This window comes from Verrucomicrobiota bacterium, from assembly GCA_039027815.1.
In the GTDB taxonomy this organism is placed as follows: domain Bacteria; phylum Verrucomicrobiota; class Verrucomicrobiia; order Verrucomicrobiales; family JBCCJK01; genus JBCCJK01.
The window spans coordinates 56,629-82,211 of the sequence record JBCCJK010000001.1 but is presented as its reverse complement, the minus strand read 5'-3'; the positions used below and the strand labels follow the sequence as shown (position 1 = coordinate 82,211).

Genomic DNA, 25,583 nt, shown 5'->3' with positions numbered 1-25,583 from the left:
GATGCGTTGGTTTTTTTTCACTGCTGTGGTCAGCCTGATGGCTTGCTCTTCGGAGAAGGCGCCCCGCGGGGAAGTCGAGGCGGTCGAGGCGGTTGAGGAAAAGGTGGAGAGCGATTGGTTGGTGTTTCGCGGAAACGCCCATCTGAGCGGCGTCTCCCCCGAAACCCTTGCAGCGCCCTTGGAGCTAGCCTGGTCGAAGCAACTGGGCGGGGAGCGACGGGTGGCCGTCTTGGCCAGTGCGGTCATTGCGGACGGGAAAGTCTTTGTCGGTGCCACCAATGGAGTTTTCTACTGCCTGGCCCTAGAAGATGGGAAGGTTCTCTGGGAGTTCGATAGCGGGTCCGATATCGAAGGGACGGCTGCCCTGGCCGGGGACCTGGTCTGCTTCGGGAACTTGGACGGGGAGGTCATCGCTCTCCGGGCCGAGACGGGCGAGTTGATTTGGAGAACTTCGCTCAGCGGCGAGGTCTTCGGCGGAGTGAACGTGGCCGTGAGGGCGGAGGAATCGACCCTCTTTTTGGTGGGCTGCTACGATGCCTATCTCAGAGCGCTGGATGCCATGACCGGTGAGGTGGTTTGGGAATTGGAGACCGGGGACCGGGTTAATGGGACGCCTACCATTTTGGGGTCGGAGGTGCTTTTCGGGGGCTGTGATGGCTTCATCTACTACGCGGATGTCTCCAGTGGATCGATCACTCGGAAGGTGGAGTTTGATGCCCCGATTGCCAATTCCGTGGGGGCGGCCCATGGCCTCGCGGCCTTCGGGTATTATGGCAATGAAGTGGTGGGCTTGGAGGCGGAGACCGGGGAGATTCGCTGGCGCTTTGGCGAGCGGAATTTCCCTTTTTTCTCCTGCCCGGCCATCACGGAGGAATCGGTCTTCGTGGGGGGTCGGGACCGGCGGATGTATCGCTTGGACGCCGTCACAGGCGAGAAGGTTTGGGAGTTTTCCGCGGGGGGCCAGGTCGACTCCTCGGCCCTCTTGGCAGGGGAGCTGGTGATCTTCGGGACAGCCGCCGGCAAGCTCTTTGCGCTCGATCAAGCAACGGGTCAATCCCAGTGGTCCTACGAGGTGGGAGGGGACGTGACGGCCTCCCCCGCGCTCTCCCGGGGAACGCTTGTCATCGGGACCGAGGATGGGACCTTATTCGGCTTCCGAGAAAAAGGCGACTAGCTTCCCATTCAGCAACCGTAGAGGTCAAAAGCTCAGCCATGCCGACCGAAACCGCCACCGAGGATAAAAAGACGACCGTTGGGAACTACTTTGTTTCCAACTACCCGCCTTTTGCCTATTGGCAGAAAGAGCAGGCGGCCAAAGCGGAAGCCATTCTGAAACGTCCCGCGCCGAGCGACACCCCACTCGGGGTGTATTTCCACGTTCCTTTTTGCCGCAAGCGCTGTCATTTTTGCTACTTCCGCGTCTACACCGACAAGAAGGCCTCCGAGATCAACGACTACCTGGACGCCGGATTGGCCGAGCTTGAGCGCTACGCCAGCCGACCCTACATCCAAGGTCGCAAAGCCGACTTTGTCTACTTCGGTGGCGGCACACCCAGCTACCTTTCTGAAAAACAGCTGGCACGGCTGACCTCAGCCATGAAGGCAGCGATCCCTTGGGACGAGGCTCGGGAGGTGGCTTTCGAGGCGGAGCCGGGCACGCTTCGCGAGAAGAAGTTGGATGCCATTCGAGATATGGGGGTGACGCGGCTCAGTATGGGCATCGAGAACTTTGATGACCATATTCTAGGCCTGAACGGCCGGGCTCACCGATCGCGCGAGATCTTCCGCGCTTACGAGTATGCCAAAAAGATCGGCTTCCCGCAGATCAACATCGACCTCATCGCGGGTATGATCGACGAGACCGACGAGAATTGGGCGAAAACCGTCCAGCAGGCCATCGACCTCGATCCCGAGTGCGTGACCATCTACCAGATGGAAATCCCCTACAACACCACCATCTACAAACAGATGAAGGAGAGTGGGCAAATCACGGCACCCGTGGCGGACTGGGATACCAAGCGGAAATGGGTCAAGTATGCTTTCGAACAGTTTGAGGCCGCTGGCTACACCGTGACCAGCGGCTACACGGTCGTGAAAAATCCGAAGAAGGTGCAGTTCGTCTACCGGGACGCCCTCTGGGGAGGGGCGGATTTGCTGGCCTTGGGCGTGGCTTCTTTTGGTCACCTGGCGGGCCTCCACTACCAGAATCAGGCGAACGTCGATCCCTACATGGAATTGATCGAGAGAGGTGACGAGTTGCCCATCTTCCGGGCTTACGAGACCAATCGCGAAGAACAGCTGATCCGTGAATTCATCTTGCAACTCAAGCTGGGCAAGGTGGAACGGGCCTACTTCGAGCGGAAATTCGGGGTCTCGGTGGCCGAGAAGTTTGGTCACGTGACAGATCGATTCGTGGCCGAAGGCTACTTCGAACAAGATGAGAAGGAGATTCGCGTCAATCGAGATGGCCTCCTCGAAGTGGACCGGCTTCTCCACGACTACTTTCTTCCCCAGCACATCGGGGATCGCTACGTTTAGGCTGGCCGGTCATTCTGCGTGGCTTTGACACTTCCGTGGCGAAGATCGCGGTCGCCACGGATCAGCCTCCGCCAGAGCCCGTAGAGCCCTCCCAGACCGCTTTTGCCCTCTTGGGAGGTGAGGAAAAGGCTGGGGTCCCGCTTTTGGGTGGCTTGCTGGAGTTCATCGAGCGTCTGAGTGAGGGCCGGCTTCCAATTGCATCGCGCTTGGGGAGGCTCCGCTGGACCGATCCGGTAGCAGGCTTCCGGAAGCCGCTCCTCCCAGTGAACCAGTTCCAAGGCGAGAGGGGCCAGACGGACATGTTCGGGCGCTCGACGGGCGAGTTGCTCCAGACCGACCTGGAATTCGAGGGGGCGGACCCGGGGGTCGGCGAAGTTTCCCTCGGGGGTCAGGACCAGCAAACGCCCCGGTTGGCTCAAGATAGCCTGCCCCGTTCGCAGAAAGCTACGCAGGCTTGCGGGGCTGTGTTGGTCGACGCCAAAGAACCCGAGTCCTTGGAAAATGCCATAGCGCTCGAGGGCCTCGGCATCAATCGGCCCATAGACCGGCACCCCAGGAAAATGATGCTCCACCAGGAAGAGGAAGAGCAGGGGGTCCCACCAGGAAGGGTGGTTGGCGTAGAGGACGAGGCTTTCGTTTTCGGGATCGAAAGAGGGAGGGGGGCCGAGTTGGCGGATCCCATTGAAGTTCCTCCCAAGATACCAAGAAAGGTAGGCCTGGAAGAAGCGGACCTTCCAAGCCTTTCTCGCAGGGAGCGCGGTGCTCACCTCAGGCGGCCTTGGCCGGTGGGCGGGTCTGGCCTCCTTTTTTATCTTGGTCGACACAGTCCGCAGCGATCCAGCCTGACATCATGACCATGGGCATGCCAGGGCCAGGGTGAGCGGCCCCGCCCGCCAAGTAGAGACCGCCTACTTTACGAGAGCGGTTGGCTGGCTTGAAGGCCCCAAACCAACGTCCATGGCTGGCCACCCCATAGATGGCACCATTGAGCACGCGGTAGCGATCGTGAATACTCTGTGGGGTGAGATGAGACTCGGTCACGATGCGGTCTTCGATGTCCTCGAGGCCAGCCGTCCGGCGGAGCTTTTCCAAAATGACCTTCCGATATTCCGGCAACATCTTCTCCCAGTTGTGGTCCTTTCGCAGGTAAGGCGTGTGCACGAGCACGTAGAGCGCATCCCCTCCCTCGGGCGCCACGCCTGGTTCGGTCACGGCGGGAGCGCAGACGTAGGCGGTGGGGTCGGGGGCGGGTTGGCCTTGGTCGTAAATGGCTTCGAATTCCTCTTCTGGGTCGCGGGAGAAGACGAAGTTGTGATGGGCGAGGTGTGGGTAGCGTTCCTTGAGTCCGAGGTAGAGCACGACCCCGGAACAGGCTGGCTCAAAGCTCGAGAGCTTGGCATCTTGCCCAGCGCGTCCGCCGACCAGTTCCCGGTAGGTGCGGATGGCGTCGGAGTTCGAGACCACCGTGTCAAAGGCTTCGAACCGGCCCGCGCTATCGATGACTCCCTGGACCTGGCCGCCGTGGGTCCGGATGTCGGTCACCTCCACCTCCGTGCGGTAGTCCACGCCCAAGTCTTGGCCGAGTTGGACCAAGGCTTCGGGGACGGCGCGCGTTCCCCCCATGGGATACCAAACCCCTTCATCGACCTGCATGTGGGCGATGCCACAAAGGACCGCGGGAGACGCTTCTGGACTCGAGCCGACATACTGCGTGAAGTGATCGAGCATTTGGGCCACGCGCTCGTCCTTCATGTTGGCTCGAATGGTCTCGGAAACGCTTTTGCCCATCCGCATATCGATGAGGTCCTTGAGGACCCAGGGCTTGAGGATTTCTTTGACGTTGAGGGTGTCCGCCACCCCGCCCACCGAGCGCCAAAAGAAGTATTTTTGGGAAATTTCGTTCAGCTTCTCGGAGAGTTCCACGAAACGCCCGTAGCGTTCGCCGTCCTCGGGGTTGGGCGAGTAGTCGCGAATGACGGCGCTCATTTTTTCCACGTCTTCCTGCAAGTCGAGCACGGAGCCATCTTCATAAAAGCAGCGCCATTGGGGGTCGAGCCGGACGAGGTCGAGGTAGTCTTTGATGTCCTTTTGGGCTTCCGCAAAAATTCGGAAGAGAACCGAAGGCACGGTCAAAATGGTAGGCCCCATATCAAAGCGAAACCCATCCTGCTCGAGTTGCGCCGCTTTCCCTCCCAGCCAGGAATTTTTTTCAAGAACGGTGACCTGATGGCCGCGCGCGGCGAGAGTGGCGGCGGCTGCCAATCCTCCGAGACCGGAGCCGACGACTGCGATTTTTTCTGTCATGGAATCAATGGGTTAGTGGGAGCGGGAAATTTCCAGGGCCTTTCTCAGGAGAAGCCCAAGGCGCGACCAACGGGGAGTGGCTTGGGTGTGAAAAATTTCTACGAGTTCATCCAGCAGCCCGTGCTCTTGGCGGCCGGTGGGTTGGTAATACATTTGACTTCCCCCTCTACGCTCAACAATGGCCTTGGGACGGGTCATGGCAAGAAGACCTTCGGCCCCGCGCGTGACGCCCGAGCCACTCCGGCCCCTGGCCCCGAACGGCAACCAGGGGTCGGCGGTGGGCGCGATCATGTCGTTCAAAAGAATCGTTCCGGCATTGACCCCTTCGCTCAGCCGCCGGGTTTCGCGGGAGCTTCCAAAAATGGTGGCTCCGAGCGCGTAGGGGCATTCGCCATCCAGTCGCAAAGCCTCGCTTACATCGGCGCAGGAAGTGACCGTGACGAGGGGCGCGAAGAGATCTTCTTGCCAGACCGAGAGGCCTTCTTTTGGCAGACGGAGGAGGTAAGGGGCGCACTGTGCGTCTTCGCGAATCGATCCCGAAACGAGGTCGGCTCCGGCTCCTTCGGCCCGCTGGAGGAACTTGAGAAGAGCGTCTCTGGTTTTGTCCGCCAAAGGGATTTGGAGACCAGTGAGCGCCTCTTTCATGCGATTCAGGAGCTCTTCTTCCAGGGCATGCTCCACAAAGACTCTTCGCGGAGCGATGCAGGTGGCGCTGGCATTGAAGCGCAGGCCGAATACTAGAGAGCGTGCAGCTAACTCCAGTTTCTCTTTTTCAAAAACAAAGCACGCATCGCAGCCCGACAATTCCGAGATGACGGGAACCCCGTAGCGCGAGGCCAACCCCGAGACGGCCAGCCCTGCGGTCGTGCCCCCCGTGAAGACCAGCAGGTCGATTCCTTTTTCCAAGCAAGCCGCCACCTCGGAAAGGTCCGAGGAGGTAACCCGCACTGTGTCGGGATGACCCACGATTTCGGCAAAAAGGACGGCCACCTGTTCGCAGCCTGGTGCGGGTTTGATGAGGACGGTGTTACCGGCTGCCAGGGCATGCAAGGCGTGAGAAATCGGGAGAAAGAAGGGGTAGTTGGCGGGCCCGATGATGAGAACCCGGCCGAAGGGTTCCCGGTGAATGGTCAACTTGGTGCCAGCTAGCCAGAGAGGGCGTTTGCGCGCCGGAATCTTGCGAGCCCGGAGCAGTTTGGCCGCTTCCTTCTCGAGAAACTGACAGCACTCCAGGGTGGGAATGATCTCGGAGGCCAGGATTTCTCCGCGGTTTCGGCCCTGGCCGAGGGGGCCTGCGGCGATGGCGTCGATGAGTTCCTCGCGTTTCCGGGCCAGTCCGTTTCGGATTCGCTGTAAGTTCTGCGATGTCTTCCTTTCCTTGGGGGCCTCGGTCGCGGGGAGGGGCGAGGGTTTGGAAGAGGGAAGCATGCGGAGGCGTGGTCAGCTGGCGAAGCCGACCTTCGGCTCCAGACCCAGGAGTTCCTCCGGGCGCCCGCCGCGAATCCAATCGCTGGCCACGCCGAGATCCTTCAGGAGGAGGCTGGAGCTGATGCGCGCGGATTCAAAGATGACCGGAAGACCGCTGCCGGGATGAGTGCCGCCGCCGACCAAGTAGGTCTGTCCGAGATCTTCGAAGCGATTGCGCGGTCGCAGGTTGAGCATTTGGCCGAAGTTGTGGGCTAGATTGAAGGTCGCGCCCATGTGGATGCTCTGTTGGGCTTGCCAATCGTCTGGGGTGTAGATGGTCTCGCTTCGAATGCGGGACTCTAATCCGCTGATCCCCATTTTCTCCATTTGCTCGATGATTTTTTGGCGGAATGGAACCTTGGCTTCCGTCCAATCAATATTGCCGTGCTGGTGAGAGACTGGAGCGAGCACGTAGAGGGTGCTCATGCCCTCGGGGGCGAGCGTGGGGTCGGTCACGCCGGGATTTTGCACATAGAAAGAGGGGTCTTCGGAGAGGGTGTGTTCGTCCTCAATCTCCCGGAGATTTTTGGCGTAGTCTTCGGCGATGAAGATGTTGTGGTGGTGGAGATGAGAGTAGCTGCCCTCGATCCCGAGATACATCATGAAGGTCGAGCAAGAGAATTTCTTGCGATCGATCGAGCGATTGCTCCAACGTTTCCGGAGCGCGTCCGGAACAAGCTTCCGCATGGCGTGGGCGAAGTCGGCGTTGATGATGGTGGCATCCGCGCTGTGCTCCCCATCGGCAGTCTGAACTCCGGTCAAGGTGCGACCCGAGAAGGTCAGCCCGGTCACTTCCTCGCCCAGATGAATGGTGGCGCCGAGGCGCCGGGCGCAGCGCGCCATGCCCTCGGAAATGGCGGCACAGCCTCCGATGGGGTGATGGACGCCGTACTCATATTCCAGGAAGGAGAGAATCGTGAAGAGGCTGGGACAGCGGAAGGGCGACATCCCGAGGTATTTTGACTGGAAACTAAAGGCGACCCGGACTCGATCATCTTCAAAGAAACGGCGCAGGTCGGTGTCGACCGAGGTGCCGGGACGGAGCCGGGGGACGCTTTTGAGGAGATTGGGATCGAGGAGGTCAGTCAGCCGACTAAACGGCTTTTGCAGGACGGGCTTGAAGGCTTTGAACTTCTCCCGGTTGTCTTCCAAGAACTTGGGGAATTGATCGGCATCGACGGGCGAGATGGCCGCGATTTGGCGTCGCATGTTTTCGACGTCGGGCGTGGCTTCGATCTGCCCGCCCTTTTCAAAAATCAGACGGTAAAAGGGATCGAGAGATTTGAGTTCAATCTCTTTGTCGAGCGAGAAGCCGCAGGAAGAAAAGATCTCCGCCAAAATCTCCGGATACATGAAGAAGGTCGGCCCCATGTCGAAGCGGAAGCCATCCTTTTCGATGGCGGAGGTCCGTCCGCCGACTCGTGGCTGTTTTTCAAACACGTGCACGTCTAGTCCGGCTTTGGCCAAGAGCATCGCCGAAGCCAGCCCCCCCGGACCGGCTCCGATGATGTTCACTCGCTTTGGTTGCATCATGTCGTTGATCATCTGACTGCTCTACGCTCTGTGTTTGGAAAGGGTGTCATGGGCCGAGGGCTTTGTCGATCACGGGTTCATCAAGATGGCCTGGCGAATCTTTGCGACTTGTTTGCCGGGGGAGGGTTGGGTGTCCTTCCATACCAAGTGGCCACCTTGAAAGAGAAAGCTTTTTCGCGCCGGCCAGCCAAGGAGACGGGACACTCCAAAAGCGCTCGCGAGCTCGCCCTCCTCGTCCGAAATAAGCGAGAAGGGAAGGCTTCGTTTTTCCCGGAAGCGGGCCAAGGCCGCGGGAGAGTCCCCGCTGATGCCTAGAACCGTCAATTCCAAATCGGCCAAGTCTTGCGCTTCATCGCGAAAGGAGCAGGCCTGGGCGGTGCAAACCGGGGTGCCGGCTTTGGGGAAGAAGTAGAAGAGAGTCCGCGGCCCCCCGGCCAAGCTGACGAGCGAGGCTTGCGTGCCGTCGTGGAGGGTGACGTTTTTTTCCGGGAGAGGGCTTCCGATCGCGAGCGGTGGGGCCAGGGGCGAGGAGAAAAACGACATGGTGAGGGCGGCGCAGCAAAAGCAGTTCGCTTGCCGGGGGGAAGGCGGGCGAGAGAAGATTGGATTTTTTCCGGCAAGGACGTATGCAGCAGCGGCAAAGGCTTGCGCCTTTGCCACCACTCCCTCCCTGAACTGAACATGACCCCATCCCCCTCCAAAGCTGCGGGCGTCCTCGTCCCGGTCTTTGCCATTCGCCGGCGTTACGATCTGGGGATCGGTGATACCAGTGGCGTCCAGCAGTTCATCGACTGGGCGGCCGAGACGCAAATCGGCGTTCTTCAGTTTTTGCCGATCACGGAGACGGGGGCCGACAATAGCCCCTACAACGCTATCAGTGCGGTGGCGCTCGATCCTCTGACCCTCGATTTGTCTCCGGGTGCTCTCCCCGACCTGACGGAGGAGGCTTTTTCGGAAGTGATCGTGGGCGAGAACTTGCTGGAACTTCGCTCCGGCTCGGTGCGGTATGAGCGGGTTCGCCGACTCAAGTTGAGTCTTCTGGATCGAGCCTTTCGGCACTTCCAGGAGAAGCACCTCGGGCAGGAAAGCGATCGCGGCCAATCCTTCGCCCTCTTTCAGAAAGAGGAGCAAGCCTGGCTGGCCGACTATTGTCTTTTCCGCTGCTTGATGGAGCGAGAAGAGGGGTCGGCCGCCTGGGACCAATGGCCGGAGGAGTACGGCACCATCGCGCGAGCGAGAGAGTTCGTGGCGGATCGCCAGGAGCTTCGCGCGCGACTCGACTTCTTCGCCTATGTGCAATGGGTGGCCAGTCGACAGTGGCGGGCCGTTCGCCGTTATGCGGAGCAGGCGGGCGTCCGCTTGATGGGAGATGTGCCCTTTGGAGTGAGCTATTACAGTGCGGACGTCTTTGCCCAGCCCGAGCTCTTCGACTTGGAATGGAGCGGCGGCGCGCCCCCCGAGGCTTATTTCAAAGAGGATCGTTTCACCCAAAAATGGGGACAAAATTGGGGCATTCCGCTTTATCGATGGGAGGTCATGGAGGACCAAGGCTTTGCCTGGTGGCGACGGCGCATAGGCAAGCTGACGGATATCTTTGATATCTTCCGAATCGATCACGCGCTCGGCTTCTACCGCATTTACCGCTTCCCTTGGCGGCCCGAGCGAAATGAACATTTCCTGGATCTTTCTTGGGAGGAAGCCGCGACGGAGAATGGCGGTCGCGTGCCTGGTTTTTGGCCCCAGGCCGACGACAGCCAAGAGCGCTGCGCCGCCAATCGTTCTCAGGGGGAGCGCTTTCTTCGGGTGATCCAGGAGGCGGCAGGCCAGGCGGAGATCGTGGCGGAAGACCTCGGGATGGTGCCCCCCTATGTCCGTCCCAGCTTGGAGACCTTAGGAATTCCAGGAATGAAGATTCCGCAGTGGGAATATGGCGAAGAGGGGCAGGTCTGCCCCGGCCAGGACTACCCGGAAATCTCTTTCACGACTTACGCGACCCACGACCACCCGCCGCTCAAGGCCATCTGGGAAAACCACCGCAAACAGATCCTGGACGAGGAGGAAGGGGCGGAGGACTCCGCCCGGGAGCTGCATGCCTTGGCCCGATTCGCTGGGTGCGAATGGCAGGGGGACATCGTGCCGCGCTTCGATGAAGAAGTCCGCCAGCAGCTGATTCGCGGCTTGTTCGCCTCCAACGCCCGCTATGCCGTCATCATGATGACGGATTTCCTGAGTTCGACGGATCGATTCAATGTCCCCGGCATGTCGGCCGATGAGAACTGGTCGACGCGGCTGCGCCCGACGGTGCGGGATTTTCTGCGCAACCCTCATTGGACAAACATGGGCGCCAGCTTGCGGAGGCTGGTGGAAGAAACAGGGCGCGGCCTTCCCCAGTGCAAATCATGAACCATTTGGAAACTCTCGATCAGGCCATCGACGAGGCTTTGGCCGCCATCGCCTCTCTCAAGGAACTCAAAGAGCAGATCGAAGCCGCCGCCCAACTGATGGGCGAGAGCTTGGACCGAGGTGGAAAGATCCTGGCCTGTGGCAACGGCGGGAGTGCCGTCGATAGCGCGCACTTCACGACGGAGCTGCTCTGTCGCTTTGATCAGGATCGGCGGAGTTTGGCGGCCTTCCCACTCTCTTTGGATGGCTCGATGCTGACGGCCGTGGCCAACGATTACGCTTTCGAGGAAGTCTTTGCGCGCCAAGTGGCGGGCTTGGGCAAAGCGGGGGATGTTCTGGTGGGGTTTTCGACCAGTGGGAATTCGCTGAATGTCCTTCGCGCTCTGGCCCAGGCTCGCGAAATGGGCTTGAAAACGGTGGCTGTGGTTGGTCGCGATGGCGGCCAAGCCTCGGGCCTGGCTGACGTGGAAATTCTCATTCCCGTTCAGCCAACGGCCCGCATCCAGGAAGCCATGAAAGTGGTCATCCACCTGTGGTGCTTGCGGATTGAGCAAATCCTCGGCCTGCCATGAAAAGGCTGCGGCCTGCGCAAAAATGACCTTGCTGGGGCTCCCGAAAGTTCTTATCGAAGGAGCGAATGAGCCCCGCACCCCTCACCATTTCTGTCACCGGCGCGGCCGGCCAAATCGGCTACGCGCTTTTGTTCCGCTTGGCTTCCGGGGCGGTCTTCGGGCCGGACCAGCCAGTCCGCCTGCGGTTGATTGAAATCGAGCCCAGGATGAAGGCCCTCCAGGGTGTCGTGATGGAGCTGGAGGATGGGGCCTTCCCTCTGGTTCAGGAAATCGTCGCCACGAGCGAGCTGGCAGAAGGATTCGCGGACGCCAACTGGGCCTGGCTCATTGGTAGCGTGCCCCGTCAGGCAGGGATGGAGCGGGGAGATCTTTTGGTCATCAATGGCGGCATCTTCACCGGGCAGGGCCGGGCCATCGACGAGAACGCGGCCGATGATTGTCGGGTTCTCGTAGTGGGCAATCCCTGCAACACGAACTGTCTCATCGCCCAAAAACAGGCCAAGCGCTTGCCGGCCGATCGCTGGTTTGCCATGACCCGCTTGGATGAGAATCGTGCCAAGTCCCAGTTGGCCGCCAAAGCCGGCCGTCCTGTGAGCGCCGTCAGCCATTTGGCGATTTGGGGCAATCATTCCGCCACCCAATACCCTGATTTCTACCATGCGCGGATCGCGGGCGTGAGCGCGGCCGAGGTCATTGGGGACGAGACTTGGCTCCAGGAGACCTTTTTGCCCACGGTGCAAAAGCGAGGGGCCGCCATCATTGAGGCCCGCGGGGCTTCCTCGGCCGCTTCCGCCGCTTCGGCCATCATCGATACCGTCCGGTCTCTCACCTTGGGCACGCCGGAGGGAGATTGGACGAGCGTGGCGGTGGTCTCGGACGGGAGCTATGGCATCGAGCCTGGCCTGGTGGTGGGACTCCCCATCGCGGTCCCAGCCGATGGCGTCTGGCAGGTGGTGGAAGGGATCGAGCTGAACGCGTTTTCCCAGGAAAAAATTCGAGCTTCGGTTGCCGAACTCGAGAGCGAGCGGGAGGCGGTGCAGGACCTGCTCGGCTGGACTTGAATCACTCGATCGGCCGGGGATCGCTGGCCACTCGGAATCCAATGGTGGCCTTGGGCTCGCTTTGCAAGCGACTGCTGCGAGCGGCCGGTCGGATCCAGTCAAAGCTCGCCACCCAATCGCCCCCTCGGACGACTTTGTGATCCGAATCCGCCCCGAGCGGATCCTGAAGCGGGCCCGCGGGAGAAGTCTTTTGGTAGCCGGAAGAGGTCCATTCGGCCACATTCCCCAGCATGTCGTAGAGGCCCCAGGGGTTGGCTCGCAGCTGGGCGACCTCGCGAGTTTTGAACTGGGCATTGTCGTAGAACCAGGCTCGTTCCTTGAGCCAGTCTCTGAATTGGGCCGTGTCCATGGAAGCAAAGTCGAAGGTCTGCCCTGCCCGGGCGGCGTATTCCCATTCCGCTTCCGTCGGCAAACGATAGGTCCAGCCTTCCAAAGCGGAGAGCGTTTGGCAGAAGTTCACGGCTTGCTCCCAAGACACGCTTTCGACTGGGAGGGAATCGCCCACACTTTTGGAGGGTGATTCGCTGCCCATGACCTCCCGCCACTGGCTTTGGGTCACCTCGGTGGCCGAGAGGTAAAAGGGGCGCGTGAGCGCTACGGCCACCAGCGCCTCATTCTCTTTGCGCTGGGGTTCCTCGGCCGGGCTCCCCATGACAAATTCGCCAGCGGGCATCAGGATCATGGTCATCTTCAGGCCATTGACCCTTTCGGCATCGAGTTCCCCCCAAGCCTCTTGAGAGGGGTCCAGGGGGGGCGACTTTTCTGATCGGGGTGGGAAGTCTGCTCCGGTGTAGTCGAGAGGCTTCTGGAAAAGAGAAGGAGCCAGCTCCTTCTCCTCCAGCGAGGTCACCACGGTGGTCAGGGTGGTGTGGTCTTCGGTCACTTCAAGTTTCAGAATGGTGCCCGACTCCACTGAGAGGTTGAGCAAGGTGGGGGTGAGGACGCGACTGACCTCAAATTCAAAGGCCCAGGCGGTGGCCGGCCACTCCACCTCTTGACTGATCCAAACGTAGGCGACCGCGTCTTCGCGAATTTCCGGGGCGCTCACAACGCGGAATTTGCGAGCAGGGTAGCCGGCCACCTCGATGACCTCCTCGGTCGCTTCCAACTCCGTGGGGGCAGGTGGCAGGGACTCCCCTCCCGCGCTGGCGGGCCTTGCCAGAGGGCTGGCTTTCCCGAGGACGGATGTCCGCTCGGCGTGTTTCAGCTTGAGGGCGCTGGGAAAGCCTTTTTGCAGAAGATAACTGCCCTCATTGAGGCCGCCCACTTCATCCTGGCGGAAGGCGTCCTGGCCGAAGTGGAGGGTGATCTTGGAGGGAGCAAACTCGCGCACCATTTCCGCTTCTTGACCGGCCACGCTTTGCTCCAGGACCACGGTCCCGGTGAAGGCGGAGGCGGCGACCGGGGCTGCCAAGAGCAGGAGCAAGGGCCTCATGGGGTCGGAAACGGCACGGCCAGGGCCACGGGGACTTCCTGCTTTTGCAAATTTTGCCAAACATCGACCTCCACGATGAGGGCTTCGGGCTTCTCGGCGAGATTGAAAGTGCGCGTGACAGTGACCTTGTTGAACATCCCCATCCGGCTGCTACCGGCCTCTTTCATTTCGAGCTTCTTGCCCGTTCCATCGAAGAAGCGGAAGGCGGCGATTTCGGGGATGTCGCGAGCAATTTGGAGGGAGACTTGGACCGGCATTTCGCCCCATTGCGGTTTGCCCAGCTTTTCGATTTTGAAGACCAGATCCTCGCCCAAGGAGACCGTCGATCCTTTCTCAAAGGGCGTGGCTGCGCTCAAGATGGTTTCTTGATCTTGGGCGACCAGAAGAGAGATCGACCCCTCCAGACGATAAAAAGAGGCCTCAGCGGGCGGCAGCGCGTCGCTCTTGAATTCAATCCGGGCGGCTCGCGCGTCATCGGAAAAGCGGGAAGGAAAGCCGGGTTGAAGAGCGATCGGCTCGGCCTGATCCGAGGTCAGCAAATGGATCGTCGAGGTCTCCTTTTCAAAATCGATCAAGCGCGTCGACCCGGTCCCGCGAAGACCGATCGAGAAAGCCAGGCCGTTCTGAGCATTGAAGGTGCGGAAATTCTTGAAGTCGTCCGCCATATCCTGGTAGACGATGCGAACCCCGGCCAGCAAGGTTTCGATCTCCTGCGCTTGGCCGAGAAGAGGGACGCTGAGAAGGAGGGGGAGGAGGGATTTGAGTTGCATGAGGTGCTACATTCGTTGGAAGGCCGCTTTCCCTGCAATGGAAAATCGGGCAAAAAATTCCAGCTTCTTTGAACGGCTTGCCCAAGGGGTGGTCTCACCGAAGAGATGATTCTTCGTGAACCGTGCCACCTCGCCATAGTTGGAGGAAGTTTTTCTGGATTGGCCTGTGCCCAAGCGGCCGCGGCCCGGGGCCTGGAGACCGTGGTCTTGGAGAGAAAAAAAGAGGTGGGGAGGGGCGTGCGGACGACCGGCATTTTGGTCAAGGAAGTGGCCGACCAATTGGACATCCCGTCTGCGCTTTTGCGACGGATCGAAGGAGTCAAGATTTGGCTGCCCCAGGGCAAGTCGATCGAGCTGGCGAGGCGGGGTTATGCTTTTTTTGCGACCGACACGCCGGCTGTCCTCCGTTGGATGGAAGCGCGCGCTTTGGCGGTCGGGGCCGAGGTCCGGTGCGGCGAGACGGTCATTCGAGGGCAGCAGGACTCGAAGGGAGTCCGACTGGAAACCCGCCACGGCAAGCTGCGAGCCCAGCTCCTGATGGGCGCAGATGGGGAGCGGTCGAGTGTGGCCAAGTTTTTTGGGTTGAGTTCAAATCGTCGGCATCTCTTGGGAGTGGAAGTCGAGCTGCAAGGCGTCCGGGGCGTCGATCCCCGATTCCTGCACGTCTTTGTCGACCAAAAGCTGGCGCCAGGCTACATCGGCTGGGTCGTTCCAGGGGTGGGGCAGGTGTGCCAAGTGGGCCTGGCTAGCCAAAGTGGCAGGCCGCCAAAATGGCAGCCATTCTGGGAGACGGTAGGTGAGGTTTTTGACCTGCGGGAGGCGGAAGAGGTCGGTCGCCGAGGCGGACGAATTCCCTGCGGCGGCCCCTTGCGTCGTCGCTTCGCAGGGAGAGTTTGCCTCCTGGGAGACGCCGCCGGCCTGGTCTCCCCCCTGACGGGCGGTGGAATCCACCCAGCGATCGAAATCGGCCGACGGGCTGGAATTCTGGCAGCCGATCACTTGGAAGGAAGGGGCGCCCTTCCGGGAGAGCGTCTGCAAAAAGAAGTTCCGCACTTTCGCTTCAAGGGGCTGCTCCGATGGGCCTGGGACCAAATGGAGAGGCCGGGCTTTCCCCTGCTTTCTTTTTTGGAGTCCTCACTCGGGAGGCGCCTGGCCCAAGTGATTTTCTTCCACCACCGGGGACTTCTTTCGGCCGAGGCTTGGAAGGATCTTTTCGATCCGCACTTTGATGCCGTGAAGCGACTTCAAGAGTCTCACAACTACTGAGACCATGATGCGAAGTGCCCCTAGAGTGGCCCTTAGAGTGCGAGGAGGCGTGCGGGAGGGGGTGGCGGCATTTCTGGCAAGAGGAGGGGGAGAAGACGATTCATTTCCGGGGGGTCGGCGGTGGTGTAGAAGACGATTTCCGAGGCCTGCCCGGCACCCGGCTTGGCGAGCCGCGCGGTCTGTTCGGCGACCGCTTGGCCGGTGTCCAGGATGGTGAGGTGGTTTCCCGCGATCGCTTGCATGACAGGTCGCAAAAAAGGATAGTGGGTGCAGCCTAAGACGAGGGTGTCGGCTCCCTCATGTAAGAGCGGGTCCAGGTGTTGGTGGACGGCGCTCTCGACTTGGCTGCCCGCCAGGAGGCCCGCTTCCACGAGCTCGACAAATTCGGGCGCGGGTCGCGTGAGAATGCGCACGCCTGGGCCGTGTTGGTGGACGAGTTGATGATACCGTTCCCCGGCCAGCGAGGCTTCGGTCGCCAAAACGCCGATGACCCCGCTTTTGGTAGCGGCCACTCCCGGTTTGATGGCAGGTTCCATCCCGACGAAAGGCAGGAGGTAGGAGGCCCGGAGAGCCTCCACTGCGGAGAGGGTGGCGGAGTTGCAGGCGACCACCAGCAGGTCGCATCCTTGGGCGATCAAAAAATCGACGATCGAGAAGACGCGTTTTTGGATGGTCAAGGGAGCCTTCGGGCCATAGGGGCACCAGGCGGAATCGCCCACGTAGACCAGTGGATTTCCAGGAAGCTTCTTCCGGATTTCCCGCAGGACCGAGAGCCCGCCGACCCCGGAGTCGAGAATGCCGATTTTGGAAGCCACTTCGACAGCTAGCGAAAGCCCTCCTTGGTCACAATGAAAAATCTTGTGGTCTCAGTGCATCCTTGCTTGGCTGCGGGATGAGTTGGAAACTCTATGGCTACGCCAAGTGTTCGACCTGCGGCAAGGCGAAGAAGTGGTTGGAGGCACGGGGAGTCGATTTCGAGGAAATCCCTATTCGAGAAACGCCCCCGAGCGTGGCCGAACTGCGAGTGGGCCTGGTGGCGGCTGCCGGAAATTGGCGCAAGATCACCAATACCTCGAGCCAGGATTATCGCGATGGCTGGAAAGCAACCTTTTCCCAGGCCAGCGAGGCGGAAATCTTGGAGGCGCTTTCGACGCACGGAAACCTCGTGAAACGCCCTTTTGTGATTCAAGGGAAAACGGCTCTTTCGGGCTTCCGACCGGCCGAGTGGGAAGCGGTCTTCTAATACCAACCTCCAGAATTCACTGGAAGAATGGAGGGGAGGTGTTATGGGGAAGAGGCGCTGAAGCGCAGGGAAGGAAGAGCCGGTGTCTTTCGAGCCAGCCCTGCGTTGCTCTTCGGTTACGGTGCCTGCACCGCGCCCTCGTCGCGCCTTGGTCTGGCCCGAAATCCACTCGGCCATTCTACCAGCCAATTCTGCAGCTTGGTATCAGGGGCCAAGCGCCGGAGGGGAGGGGATCTTGGTTTCACTTGAATCTTGCGTGCCTGCCCCAGGATGGGTAGGCAGCCCCGGTGAAGCCTACTCTCCTCCTTTTGGCTGCTGGCATGGGAAGCCGCTATGGCGGGCTCAAGCAGCTCGACGCCATGGGGCCGCATGGTGAGGTCATGATGGACTACTCGGTCTTCGATGCTCGGCGGGCCGGCTTCGGGAAGGTGGTTTTTGTGATCCGCCGGGACTTTGAGCAGGCCTTTCGCGAGAAGGTGACAGCCAAGTATGAAGGGCGGGTCCCGGTGGACTTCGCTTTCCAAACTCTGGAAGATGTGCCGGCGGGCTTTGCTGTGCCAGAAGGTCGAGAGAAGCCTTGGGGCACGGCGCATGCGGTTTTGGCTGCACGTGAGCTGATCCAGGAACCCTTTGCCATGCTGAACGCGGATGACTTTTATGGGCGGAAGGCTTTTGAAGTGGCGGTGGCAGAGCTGTCCCAAGAGCGGGATGAGTCCGAGAAGGCCCAGTATGGAATGGTGGGATTCCAACTGAAAAACACCTTGTCGGAGTATGGCTCGGTCGCCCGTGGGATCTGTCGTGCCAACGAGCGGGGCTTTCTCACCTCGGTTAAGGAGATGACCAAGATCGTGGCGAAAGAAGGAGGGGTCTACAATGAGGAGGAGGGCCAGGAGTGCGCTCTCACGGGAGAGGAGCTCGCTTCCATGAATTTCTGGCTTTTCCGTCCCAGCTTCTTCCAGCTCCTGGAGCGTTCTTTCGTGGAGTTTTTGCGGGCCAGAGGCGGGGAGCTCACGAGCGAGTGGTATGTCCCGGCGGAGGTGGACAAGTTCATCCAGGATGGGAAGGCGGAAGTTCGAGTGCGGAAAACAGAGAGCCCATGGTTCGGCGTGACCTACCAAGAGGATCGACCACAGGTGATCGCTAGCATCCAAAAGCTCATCGATTCCGGAGAGTATCCCGAGAGGCTTTTCTGATACCAACCTCCAGAATTCACTGGAAGAATGGAGGGAAGGTGTTGTGGGGAAGAGGCGCTGAAGCGCGGGGAAGGGAGAGCCGGTGTCTTTCGAGCCAGCCCAGCGTTGCTCCTCGGTTACGGTGCTTGCACCGCGCCCTCGTCGCGCCTTGGTCTGGCCCGAAATCCACTCGGCCATTCTACCAGCCAATTCTGCAGCTTGGTATGAGGCGGAGGCGTGGGCTTACGCGATGTTGGTGTAGACGGCCTGCACGTCCTCGTCGTCTTCCAGCTTGTCGATCAGGCTCTCCACCTCTTCCATCTGGGCCTCGCTCAATTCGATGGGCGAGGTCGGGAGCATTTTGAGGCTGGTTTTGGTGGTCGTGATTCCCAGCTTTTCCACCGCTTCGGTCAGAGCGCCGAAGGCGGTGAATTCTCCGGTCACGGTGACGAGGCCTTGGTGCTCGACAAAGTCTTCCAGCCCGTGATCGATGAGTTCCAATTCCACTTCTTCCAAATCCATTTCGCTAGTGGTTTGGAATTCCACCACGGCTTTCCGGGTGAAGAGGAAACTGAGGGCCCCTGAGTTGACCATTTCGCCACCGTTCTTGTTGAGGATGGTTTTGAGGCTGGCCACGGTTCGGTTGGTGTTGTCGGCGGCGCACTCGACCCAGAGCATGCTCCCATGCGGGCCTTTGCCTTCATAGTGGATTTCGACGATTTCGGCGGCGTCCTTGCCCGTGGCCCGGGCAATGGCCTTGTCAACATTGTCTTTGGGCATGTTCTCTGCCTTGGCGTTGGCGATCGCGAGACGGAGCTTGGAGTTCGACTCCGGGTCGGGGCCGCCGCCTTCCTTGACCGCGATGGTGATGCTCTTGGCCAATTTCGGGAAGACCTTCGACATTTTGTCCCAGCGGGCTTCTTTGGATTTGCGGCGGTATTCGAAGGCGCGTCCCATGAGAAAGTTCGGCTTGCAGGTGATCGCTTGGCGGCGAGAGGGCCAAGGCGCGAGAGGTTGGCTTGCGGAGGGCGAGCTTTCAAGCAGGATTCCGTCGGACCACGCGAAGACGGCCTTCCCAGTCGCGCCGGAGCTCGAAGCGCTCCCGCGTGCTGTGTTTGCGAGAAGAACGACCCCACTCAACTTCGATGGACGCCAATTGGGCCTTGGCTTCCAGGTGAAGGATGCGGAAGACGGGTTCTTGGCGTTGGCGCAAAAGCGTGGGAAGCGGGACGCTGCGATCCTCCGCATTCCAAAGGAGGTGCGCCGGGGGGAAGCCTTCCAGCTGAGCCAAGGCGGCCAGGATTTCACGAACGGCGGGCTCGCCGTGCTTGCGCCGAAGGACCGCGGCTGCGTGCCGAGCCAGTTGCGCATCGAAGAAGGCGCGCAGGGGATGGGCGTGATTCTCCTCCATTTCTTCGATCAAGAGAAGGGCGTGCTCCCGCAGCTTGGCGAGAAGCTCTTCGTGAGCGATGCGTCCTTCGTCAAATTGACGAAAGAGCTGGGGCGGAGTGGGGATTTCCGGGAAGGAGGCCATGAGGGGTGGCGGGCAGCCCATTCAACCAGCCGCTTCTTCGATCAATTTGGCGACTGCGAGATGCCCGGCTCGTCTGGCGAAATCGGCAGCCGTATCGCCATCGCGGTCGCGATGCTCCGGGTCCGCTCCCTTTTCCAAGAGCAGGGAGACCACGCTCGCGAGACCTTCGGCTGCGGCATACATGAGAGGACTGAATTGCTCCTCGCCATCCACGGCATTGACCTCGGCCCCATGCCGAAGAAGGAGGCGAATGGTGTCCATGTTGTCGCCCGTGCAGGCATACATGAGCGAGGTCCGGCGGGCGGCGTCCCGGTGAGCGACGTTGGCCCCCGCCTTCAGGAGCAGGCGAACGACTTCGCTGTGGCCGTTGAAGGAGGCCTGCATGAGGACGGTGCGCTGGCCTTCCCCCTCGGCTTCCAACTGGTTCCCACGTCGGAGACCTTCTTCGATGACGGCCAGGTTGCCGTTGAGGGCGGCTTCCAGGAAGAGTTCCTGGTGGAAAGGGGGGCGATCAGGGGGCCGGGGAAGGCTGGTTTCCTGAGACGGCGCCGCAGGGGGCGGTTCCTTCTTCTCGCAAGCCGCCAGAAAGAGCGAGCAGGTCAGGAAAAACAGGGGGAGAACACGAGCCATGTCTGTCTCTACACCCGAGACGCGGAGGGGGTCGAGGAAGGATTTAGAGAGCGGCTACTTGTCGTCCAGGACGGTCGCTTGGCCCCGTTGATCCACTTTGATCTGCAAAAGTTGCTCGGCGGGGAGTTCCTCGCCCAGCTCTTGGATTTCCTGGAGGTAGACGGTCAGGATGGGGCTCTCCCAGGTGGCGTAGTATGCTTGGCCGAGACCGGCCCACCAGCCAAAGGCCGCGGTCACGGCCTGGGCAGGCACTTGGCCATCCTCAAACTCCGCCGGGGCCAGTTCGGCCACCGAAACCGGGGCCGCGAGGGCGATCGTGATGGCCGATTGGTTGACCCGCAGCCGGACAGTCTGCTCGGGGCCTTCCGCGAGGGGGACACCCGCGTTTTGTTCACTTTCCCAAGAGAGGGTCGGCAGCTCTTGGGAGGAGGCCGTCACCGCGAGCGCCAGGAAGGACAAGGAGAGCATTCTCATGAGAAAAGCATGCCGTGCCCGCCCTCTTCACGCAAGCTTCATCCTGGGGGCAGGCCCTGTTCCAGAGAGCGGGGAGGGAGATCGCTTCGAAAGCATTCGGCGGGCATCTGGAAAGCCGGTCTAACTCGTAGTCAGAAATCAACCGCGAGTCAAAATGGGCATTTCTGAGAGAAAAGAGCGCGAATTTCTTGCTCGCGAGGAGATGGTGGTCAAGGCGGCGGATGGTCTGCTGGCCTCCCATGGCTACCTCGGTCTGAATTTGGACGAGTTGGCGGAGCAAGTGGAATACTCCAAAGCTACGCTTTATCATCACTTCAAGAGCAAGGAAGATCTCGTTTTGGGGGTGGTCAACTATCACGCCACGCTCCGCTGGGAATCCTTCAAAGCGGCCCATGACTTCAAAGGGCTGACCCGAGAGCGCATTACGGCCTTCGCCATGGCGGATCGCATGCTGGCGCAAAATTTTCCGCACGGTTTCCCGCTGGTGCAGCTGGTGCGCTCGCCCTCGATCTGGTCGAAGTGTTCAGAGGAACGGCAGGCCTACTTCTTCCAGACTTTTGACCGGTGTTTTGAGCTGGCGGTGGCGGTGGCCGAAGACGCTGCGGCTCAGGGCGAGCTAGCAAAGGATGCTCCCCAGCCGGACCAGATTGTCTGGGGCCTGATTAGTCTTTCCAAAGGTGCGTTTCTGATCGCTGAGGAGGGGTCTTTTTCCGAAAAATATGCCCGAGAGCCTCTCCGGTATCTCTTCGATAACTATTGCCGCTATCTCGATGGCGTGGGCTGGGGGCCTTCCGCGGAGGAGCATGATTACGAGGCCACCAAGGAACGCATTCAGAGCGAGCTTTCCGATTTTTCTCAGATCGCGCTCCGCTCCTAACGGTTCTCCTTTTTTGTTCTAAGTTACTCACAGTCAAAAAGTAAAATGAAGTCACTCCGATCCATTTTTTTCTTGGGAGCCCTCTTGGCAGGGGGTTGTTCCGGGCCAGCGGACGAGGGAGAAGAGGTTCCGACCATGCGGCTCAATCCCGTGGCGGTGGTGGAACTGGTGCAAGCGAAGAGTTTTCCGGTGGTGAATAAATACGTAGGGGTGGTCGAGGCCAGGCGGCGCACTTCCCTCGGCTTCGAGATCTCGGGAACCCTTCTTTCGGTGGAGGTCGAGGAGGGCGAGGCGGTGCAAGAGGGGCAGACTTTGGCGGCCATCGACCAAGAGCGTTTGGAAGCAAGTCGCGATGAACTGTTGGCTTCCCTGGTGGAGGCGACCGCTCGGAAAGACTTCACTGAGGGTGTCTGGGAGCGAGACGCCCGCTTGGTCAAGAGCGGCGCGGTGGCAGCGCAAGAGCTGGAGTCTTCGCTGGAAGAGCGGGATTCTGCGCGGGCGGCGGTGCGCCGGATTGAGGCCCAGTTGGCCAGCGTCGAGGTCGATCTCCGAAAGAGTGTCTTACGGGCGCCCTACGCCGGGGTCATCGTGGAGAGGGCCGCCGATGAGGGGAGCATCCTGTCGCCGAATCAAGCTGTTTTGGAGCTGCTGGAAACCGGCCAATTGGAAGCGCGCATCGCCCTGCCGGTGGCGCAAGAAGCGGATTGGCGAAGCGGGCCTTCGCTCCGGGCAGAGCTTCCCGATGGAACGGAGGTGGACTTGCCCATCCTGCGCGTCTTGCCACAACGTGATCCCCGCACGCAGACCATCGATGTCATCGCGTCGCTGGCGCAGGAGGGGCTGAGAGCGCGAGACGGGGATATCCTGACTGTCCGGCAGCGAGAGGAGGTAGCGGGCGAGGGGTTCTTTCTGCCCCGGGATGCGCTGACCGAAGGGAATCGTGGACTGTGGGGCTGTTTTTTGGTCGTTCCCGACCCGGAGGCCGCCGAGGGCGCTCATCGCTTGGAGCCGGTCGATATCGAGCTGATCTACGAGTATGCAGACCAGGTCTTCGTGCGGGGGCCGCTCCAGACCGGCGATCAGGTTTTGGCGGCAGGCCTTCACAAGTTGGCGCCGGGGCAGCGGGTCAAAATCGCCCGCGTGGAGAGGCAATCTGAAAGTTCGCTTTCTTCGGCCGGGTCATGAGTGCGGGCGCCTCCAACAAGCTGACTGCGATTTTTTTCGATAATCGCTATCTCCTGGCGCTGGGGATTGCGGTGACCTTGGTGGCGGGGCTCTCAGCCATTAATGGGCTGCCTCGCTTGGAAGACCCGGTCATCACCAATCGAAGCGCGCAGGTCTTGACGGTCTTTCCAGGAGCCTCGGCCGACCGGGTCGAGGCCCTGGTGACCGAGAAAATCGAGTCCGAACTGGAAGAGATTTCTCAAATCAAAGAAATCCAGTCGACCTCCCGCTCGGGCATCTCGCTCATCACGATCGAATACAAGGACGCGGTTCAAAGTGACATGGTGGAACCGATCGCTTCGGAGATCCGCGATGCCGTCGACGCCGCCGCCCAGGAGTTTCCCTCTGAAGTTCTGCCGCCCGACTTCGACAACAAGCGGAGTACGGTGGCCTACACGCTCCTGGTGGCACTGCGCTGGGCCGAGGCGGCCAAAGGGGAGGAGCAGTTGGGGATTTTGGCTCGGCGGGCCGAGGATTTGGCTGATCGGCTCCGCGGGGTGAGCGGGACGCAACTGGTGCGAGTTTACGGCAAGCCCTCTGAGGAGATCACGGTGGAAATCCAACCGGAGGAGTTGGCTCAACGGCAGTTGACCTCCCGCGACGTGGCCGAGGCGCTTCGTCGAGCCGATGTCAAGGTCCCAGCGGGCTTGGTGCGAGGAGGGGCCGCCAACCTTTTGGTGGAGGTGGATGGGCGCTTGGATTCTCTGGCGCGGGTGCGGGAGGTCATCGTTTTCCAGAGTGAGGACCAGTCGCGCACCATCCGGCTAGCGGACATCGCCCAAGTGACCCGTTCCTGGACGGATCCTCCCGAACAGGTGGCCTTTGCCGACGGGCAACGAGCCATCTTGGTGGCGGCCCGGGTGGAGGACGGGGGGCGGGTGGACCAGTGGGATGGGGCGGCCGACCAAGTCTTGGCCGACTTCCAAGCCAATCTCGGCGGTCGGATCTCAGCCGAGGTGCTCTACCGGCAGAATGTCTACACCGAGGCCCGCTTGAGCGACTTGGTGGGCAATCTCTTTTTGGGCGCAGGCGTGGTGCTGGTGGTGATTCTTTTGACAATGGGTTGGCGGCGCTCGCTCATCGTGAGCACGGCTCTCCCCCTGACGGCCGCGGCGGTGCTCTTCGCGCTTTCGCTCCAAGGAGGGAAGCTGCATCAGATGTCGATTTTCGGCATGATCATCGCCCTGGGGCTCTTGATCGATACCGCCATTGTCATCACCGACGAGGTCCGCAAATACCTCGAGAAAGGAAAGAGCCGCCGGGAGGCGGTCATCGCGGCCATCGAGCATCTTTTCGTGCCCCTGCTGTCCTCGACCCTGACTTCGGTTTTGGCCTTCCTCCCCATTCTCTTGTTGCCGGGCAATGCGGGCGACTTTGTGGGCTCGATCGGGAACAGCGTCATCTTAGCCATCAGTCTCTCCTTCGTGATTTCGCTAACCTTAATCGCTGCCATGGCGGGTCTGTTCTCGTCTCTCCCCAAGACGGGCGGTGGGAGACGAAGGTGGCGTTGGCTGCGCGAGGGGGTGAGCGCGCCCTGGTTCACGCGCGCCATGCAAGGCCTCATCCGGCAGTCCATCCAGCGTCCTTGGCTAGGCCTTTTGATTGGGATCTCCGTCCCGATTCTGGGCTTCATGGCGGCGGCTGGTCTCGGCAGCCAATTTTTCCCGCGGACCGACCGCGATATGTTCACGGTGCAATTTGATCTTCCGACTGTCACGTCTCTCGAACGGACGGTGGCGGTCACGGCCGAGATGGAGGCTCTCATTCGCGAGGAAGCGGGAATCGAACATGTCCATTGGTTGGCCGGAGCGACCTTCCCTCCCGTCTACTACAATCTGATTGAGAATCGGGACAACTCGCCGAACTACGCCATGGCCGCCATCAAGGCAGATTCCTTTGAATCGGTCGATCGACTGGTGCCTAGCTTGCAAAAACGACTCGACGAAGCCTTCCCCGAAGCGCTCGTCCGGGTCAGCAAGTTCGCCCAAGGGCCACCGGCTCCTGCGGATGTGGAGATTCGCCTTCTCGGCCCCGACATCGCCACCCTCCAAGCGCTGGGCGATGAGGTCCAGCGACGTCTCGGAGAGCATCCCGATATCCTCCACGTGGAATCCACCCTGAAACGAGGGGAGCCCAAACTGTGGTTCAATGCGCAGGAAGAGCGCGCTCTCACAGCGGGTCTCAGCCTGCAATCGATTGCCGACCAGTTGCAAACCCACTTGGAAGGCCTGCAAGGGGGGAGCTTGATCGAGGCGGTCGAGGAACTGCCCATTCGGGTGCGGGTGCCGAGCGAGCGACGGCGGGAAATCGATGGAGTGGCCGACCTGCGTTTGATCAATGACGAGGGCGAGCCGGTCCCGCTTCGCACGGTAGGAGGCTTTGAACTGCGCCCCGAAGCGGGAGCGATCACGCGCTTCAATGGAGAACGGGTCAACTTCGTGCGGGGCTATTCCCAGGTGGGAGCCCTTCCGATCGAGATCACCCAGCAGGTCCTGCAAGAGCTGGAGGAATCCGGCTTCCAGCCACCGGCCGGGTATCGCCTCCAAGTGGGCGGGGAATCCGAGAACCAAGCGGAGGCCCTTGGCAATTTGCAGCTCTATCTGCCGGTCATTGTCACGCTCACGATCGCGATTCTCATTCTTTCCTTCCGGAGTGTCCGCGTGGCGGGCATCCTTCTGCTGACGGCTCCTTTGGCGGTGGGCTATGGGCTACTGGCCACTTGGGTCATGGATTTTCCGGTCAGCTTCAACACCATTTTAGGTTGCATCGGATTGGTCGGTCTGACTTTCAATGACAACATCGTGGCCCTGGCCGCCCTCTACGCCGACCCCCAGGCGAAGCGAGGAGAGATCGATGCCATGACTCGGCAGATCATGGGAATCGGCCGACACCTCGTGAGCACCACGCTCACCACCATCGGGAGTTTCCTACCGCTCTTGCTGCTGATAGGAGGCCAATTCTGGCCACCGCTTGCCATCGTGCTGGCGGGAGGAGTGGGCGGGGCCACTCTTTTGGCGGCCGTCTTCACTCCGGCGCTTTACCGGCTGGTGGTCGCTCGCAAGTATCGCACTGCCTGAAAT

At 60.6% G+C, this 25,583-nt stretch carries 23 protein-coding genes; 11 read left to right on the top strand and 12 right to left on the bottom strand.

The genetic code is table 11. The annotated features are described in order from the left end of the window. The first annotated feature begins 1 nt into the window (after position 1). Entirely contained in the window at positions 2-1,174 is a 1,173-nt protein-coding gene (locus AAF555_00400) for a PQQ-binding-like beta-propeller repeat protein (protein MEM6910017.1), read from the top strand. A gap of 38 nt (positions 1,175-1,212) precedes the next feature. Then, positions 1,213-2,538 (top strand): coproporphyrinogen-III oxidase family protein, encoded by a 1,326-nt coding sequence (locus AAF555_00395; protein ID MEM6910016.1) that lies wholly within the window; start codon positions 1,213-1,215, stop codon positions 2,536-2,538. Here the strand turns inward: AAF555_00395 and AAF555_00390 are convergent. The 5 genes from AAF555_00390 to AAF555_00370 all read right to left on the bottom strand — a co-directional run bounded on the left by AAF555_00390 (position 2,535) and on the right by AAF555_00370 (position 8,385). Beyond that, positions 2,535-3,305, bottom strand: a complete 771-nt coding sequence (locus tag AAF555_00390; GenBank protein ID MEM6910015.1) for a lysophospholipid acyltransferase family protein — start codon at positions 3,303-3,305, stop codon at positions 2,535-2,537. The genes AAF555_00395 and AAF555_00390 overlap by 4 nt on opposite strands. A gap of 1 nt (position 3,306) precedes the next feature. Beyond that, positions 3,307-4,842 carry a phytoene desaturase family protein gene (gene crtI / locus AAF555_00385; GenBank protein MEM6910014.1) on the bottom strand — a complete coding sequence of 512 codons (1,536 nt, stop codon included), beginning with the start codon at positions 4,840-4,842 and terminating at the stop codon, positions 3,307-3,309. Positions 4,843-4,854: 12 nt separating this feature from the next. Beyond that, positions 4,855-6,270, bottom strand: coding sequence for an aldehyde dehydrogenase family protein (locus AAF555_00380; protein ID MEM6910013.1), 1,416 nt, complete (start codon positions 6,268-6,270; stop codon positions 4,855-4,857). A 12-nt stretch (positions 6,271-6,282) separates the two neighbouring features. Next, positions 6,283-7,842 (bottom strand): phytoene desaturase family protein, encoded by a 1,560-nt coding sequence (gene crtI / locus AAF555_00375; protein ID MEM6910012.1) that lies wholly within the window; start codon positions 7,840-7,842, stop codon positions 6,283-6,285. A 69-nt stretch (positions 7,843-7,911) separates the two neighbouring features. Further along, the gene (locus AAF555_00370; GenBank protein ID MEM6910011.1) at positions 7,912-8,385 is read right to left on the bottom strand and encodes a peroxiredoxin; all 474 of its coding nucleotides are present in this window, start codon (positions 8,383-8,385) and stop codon (positions 7,912-7,914) included. Positions 8,386-8,523: 138 nt separating this feature from the next. On the opposite strand from AAF555_00370, the gene AAF555_00365 reads away from it, so the two are divergent. From AAF555_00365 to AAF555_00355, 3 genes are all read left to right on the top strand, one after another. Next, entirely contained in the window at positions 8,524-10,245 is a 1,722-nt protein-coding gene (locus tag AAF555_00365) for a 4-alpha-glucanotransferase (protein ID MEM6910010.1), read from the top strand. Then, positions 10,242-10,817, top strand: coding sequence for an SIS domain-containing protein (locus tag AAF555_00360; GenBank protein MEM6910009.1), 576 nt, complete (start codon positions 10,242-10,244; stop codon positions 10,815-10,817). Before AAF555_00365 ends, AAF555_00360 begins: the two co-directional genes overlap by 4 nt. Before the next feature lie 65 nt (positions 10,818-10,882). Then, positions 10,883-11,878, top strand: coding sequence for a malate dehydrogenase (locus AAF555_00355; GenBank protein MEM6910008.1), 996 nt, complete (start codon positions 10,883-10,885; stop codon positions 11,876-11,878). A 1-nt stretch (position 11,879) separates the two neighbouring features. Here the strand turns inward: AAF555_00355 and AAF555_00350 are convergent, their stop codons facing one another. Together AAF555_00350 and AAF555_00345 are read right to left on the bottom strand one after the other, a co-directional pair. Next, positions 11,880-13,313 (bottom strand): SUMF1/EgtB/PvdO family nonheme iron enzyme, encoded by a 1,434-nt coding sequence (locus AAF555_00350; GenBank protein ID MEM6910007.1) that lies wholly within the window; start codon positions 13,311-13,313, stop codon positions 11,880-11,882. After that, positions 13,310-14,083, bottom strand: a complete 774-nt coding sequence (locus AAF555_00345) for a hypothetical protein (protein MEM6910006.1) — start codon at positions 14,081-14,083, stop codon at positions 13,310-13,312. The genes AAF555_00350 and AAF555_00345 overlap by 4 nt, the downstream gene beginning before the upstream one ends. Positions 14,084-14,188: 105 nt before the next feature. Here AAF555_00345 and AAF555_00340 point away from each other — a divergent pair, with 105 nt between their 5' ends. Continuing rightward, positions 14,189-15,349, top strand: a complete 1,161-nt coding sequence (locus tag AAF555_00340; protein MEM6910005.1) for an NAD(P)/FAD-dependent oxidoreductase — start codon at positions 14,189-14,191, stop codon at positions 15,347-15,349. A gap of 32 nt (positions 15,350-15,381) precedes the next feature. Here the strand turns inward: AAF555_00340 and murI are convergent, their stop codons facing one another. After that, positions 15,382-16,164, bottom strand: a complete 783-nt coding sequence (murI, locus tag AAF555_00335; protein ID MEM6910004.1) for a glutamate racemase — start codon at positions 16,162-16,164, stop codon at positions 15,382-15,384. A gap of 77 nt (positions 16,165-16,241) precedes the next feature. Here murI and AAF555_00330 point away from each other — a divergent pair, with 77 nt between their 5' ends. Then, entirely contained in the window at positions 16,242-16,592 is a 351-nt protein-coding gene (locus AAF555_00330) for a Spx/MgsR family RNA polymerase-binding regulatory protein (GenBank protein MEM6910003.1), read from the top strand. A gap of 287 nt (positions 16,593-16,879) precedes the next feature. After that, on the top strand, positions 16,880-17,785 hold the full coding sequence (locus AAF555_00325) for a sugar phosphate nucleotidyltransferase (protein MEM6910002.1): 906 nt from the start codon (positions 16,880-16,882) through the stop codon (positions 17,783-17,785). Positions 17,786-18,007: 222 nt separating this feature from the next. On the opposite strand, the gene AAF555_00320 is transcribed toward AAF555_00325, so the two are convergent. The 4 genes from AAF555_00320 to AAF555_00305 form a co-directional block, all read right to left on the bottom strand. Next, positions 18,008-18,721: a YebC/PmpR family DNA-binding transcriptional regulator gene (locus tag AAF555_00320; GenBank protein ID MEM6910001.1), complete on the bottom strand. Its 714-nt coding sequence runs from the start codon at positions 18,719-18,721 to the stop codon at positions 18,008-18,010. Positions 18,722-18,800: 79 nt separating this feature from the next. After that, the gene (locus tag AAF555_00315; GenBank protein MEM6910000.1) at positions 18,801-19,298 is read right to left on the bottom strand and encodes a hypothetical protein; all 498 of its coding nucleotides are present in this window, start codon (positions 19,296-19,298) and stop codon (positions 18,801-18,803) included. 21 nt (positions 19,299-19,319) lie between these two features. Continuing rightward, a complete protein-coding gene (locus AAF555_00310; protein MEM6909999.1) occupies positions 19,320-19,928 on the bottom strand; it encodes an ankyrin repeat domain-containing protein in 609 nt (202 codons plus the stop codon). Positions 19,929-19,982: 54 nt separating this feature from the next. Then, positions 19,983-20,402, bottom strand: coding sequence for a hypothetical protein (locus AAF555_00305; GenBank protein MEM6909998.1), 420 nt, complete (start codon positions 20,400-20,402; stop codon positions 19,983-19,985). A 154-nt stretch (positions 20,403-20,556) separates the two neighbouring features. Between AAF555_00305 and AAF555_00300 the strand changes: the two genes are divergently transcribed. From AAF555_00300 to AAF555_00290, 3 genes are read left to right on the top strand one after another with little or no spacing between them, the layout of a single operon-like run. Next, the gene (locus AAF555_00300; GenBank protein MEM6909997.1) at positions 20,557-21,279 is read left to right on the top strand and encodes a TetR/AcrR family transcriptional regulator; all 723 of its coding nucleotides are present in this window, start codon (positions 20,557-20,559) and stop codon (positions 21,277-21,279) included. 45 nt (positions 21,280-21,324) lie between these two features. Then, a complete protein-coding gene (locus AAF555_00295; GenBank protein MEM6909996.1) occupies positions 21,325-22,464 on the top strand; it encodes an efflux RND transporter periplasmic adaptor subunit in 1,140 nt (379 codons plus the stop codon). After that, positions 22,461-25,580, top strand: coding sequence for an efflux RND transporter permease subunit (locus tag AAF555_00290; protein MEM6909995.1), 3,120 nt, complete (start codon positions 22,461-22,463; stop codon positions 25,578-25,580). Before AAF555_00295 ends, AAF555_00290 begins: the two co-directional genes overlap by 4 nt. Positions 25,581-25,583: the final 3 nt, after the last annotated feature.

What these genes read in the sequence shown, in the direction of transcription:
- AAF555_00290 (MEM6909995.1), top strand. Translation starts at nt 22,461, where the DNA reads ATGAGTGCGGGCGCCTCCAACAAGCTGACTGCGATTTTTTTCGATAAT.
- AAF555_00350 (MEM6910007.1), bottom strand. Translation starts at nt 13,313, where the DNA reads ATGAGGCCCTTGCTCCTGCTCTTGGCAGCCCCGGTCGCCGCCTCCGCC.
- AAF555_00400 (MEM6910017.1), top strand. Translation starts at nt 2, where the DNA reads ATGCGTTGGTTTTTTTTCACTGCTGTGGTCAGCCTGATGGCTTGCTCT.
- AAF555_00370 (MEM6910011.1), bottom strand. Translation starts at nt 8,385, where the DNA reads ATGTCGTTTTTCTCCTCGCCCCTGGCCCCACCGCTCGCGATCGGAAGC.
- AAF555_00295 (MEM6909996.1), top strand. Translation starts at nt 21,325, where the DNA reads ATGAAGTCACTCCGATCCATTTTTTTCTTGGGAGCCCTCTTGGCAGGG.
- AAF555_00340 (MEM6910005.1), top strand. Translation starts at nt 14,189, where the DNA reads ATGATTCTTCGTGAACCGTGCCACCTCGCCATAGTTGGAGGAAGTTTT.
- AAF555_00395 (MEM6910016.1), top strand. Translation starts at nt 1,213, where the DNA reads ATGCCGACCGAAACCGCCACCGAGGATAAAAAGACGACCGTTGGGAAC.
- crtI (MEM6910014.1), bottom strand. Translation starts at nt 4,842, where the DNA reads ATGACAGAAAAAATCGCAGTCGTCGGCTCCGGTCTCGGAGGATTGGCA.
- crtI (MEM6910012.1), bottom strand. Translation starts at nt 7,842, where the DNA reads ATGATGCAACCAAAGCGAGTGAACATCATCGGAGCCGGTCCGGGGGGG.
- AAF555_00315 (MEM6910000.1), bottom strand. Translation starts at nt 19,298, where the DNA reads ATGGCCTCCTTCCCGGAAATCCCCACTCCGCCCCAGCTCTTTCGTCAA.
- AAF555_00330 (MEM6910003.1), top strand. Translation starts at nt 16,242, where the DNA reads ATGAGTTGGAAACTCTATGGCTACGCCAAGTGTTCGACCTGCGGCAAG.
- AAF555_00380 (MEM6910013.1), bottom strand. Translation starts at nt 6,270, where the DNA reads ATGCTTCCCTCTTCCAAACCCTCGCCCCTCCCCGCGACCGAGGCCCCC.
- AAF555_00345 (MEM6910006.1), bottom strand. Translation starts at nt 14,083, where the DNA reads ATGCAACTCAAATCCCTCCTCCCCCTCCTTCTCAGCGTCCCTCTTCTC.
- AAF555_00320 (MEM6910001.1), bottom strand. Translation starts at nt 18,721, where the DNA reads ATGGGACGCGCCTTCGAATACCGCCGCAAATCCAAAGAAGCCCGCTGG.
- AAF555_00355 (MEM6910008.1), top strand. Translation starts at nt 10,883, where the DNA reads ATGAGCCCCGCACCCCTCACCATTTCTGTCACCGGCGCGGCCGGCCAA.
- AAF555_00365 (MEM6910010.1), top strand. Translation starts at nt 8,524, where the DNA reads ATGACCCCATCCCCCTCCAAAGCTGCGGGCGTCCTCGTCCCGGTCTTT.
- AAF555_00305 (MEM6909998.1), bottom strand. Translation starts at nt 20,402, where the DNA reads ATGAGAATGCTCTCCTTGTCCTTCCTGGCGCTCGCGGTGACGGCCTCC.
- AAF555_00310 (MEM6909999.1), bottom strand. Translation starts at nt 19,928, where the DNA reads ATGGCTCGTGTTCTCCCCCTGTTTTTCCTGACCTGCTCGCTCTTTCTG.
- AAF555_00360 (MEM6910009.1), top strand. Translation starts at nt 10,242, where the DNA reads ATGAACCATTTGGAAACTCTCGATCAGGCCATCGACGAGGCTTTGGCC.
- AAF555_00300 (MEM6909997.1), top strand. Translation starts at nt 20,557, where the DNA reads ATGGGCATTTCTGAGAGAAAAGAGCGCGAATTTCTTGCTCGCGAGGAG.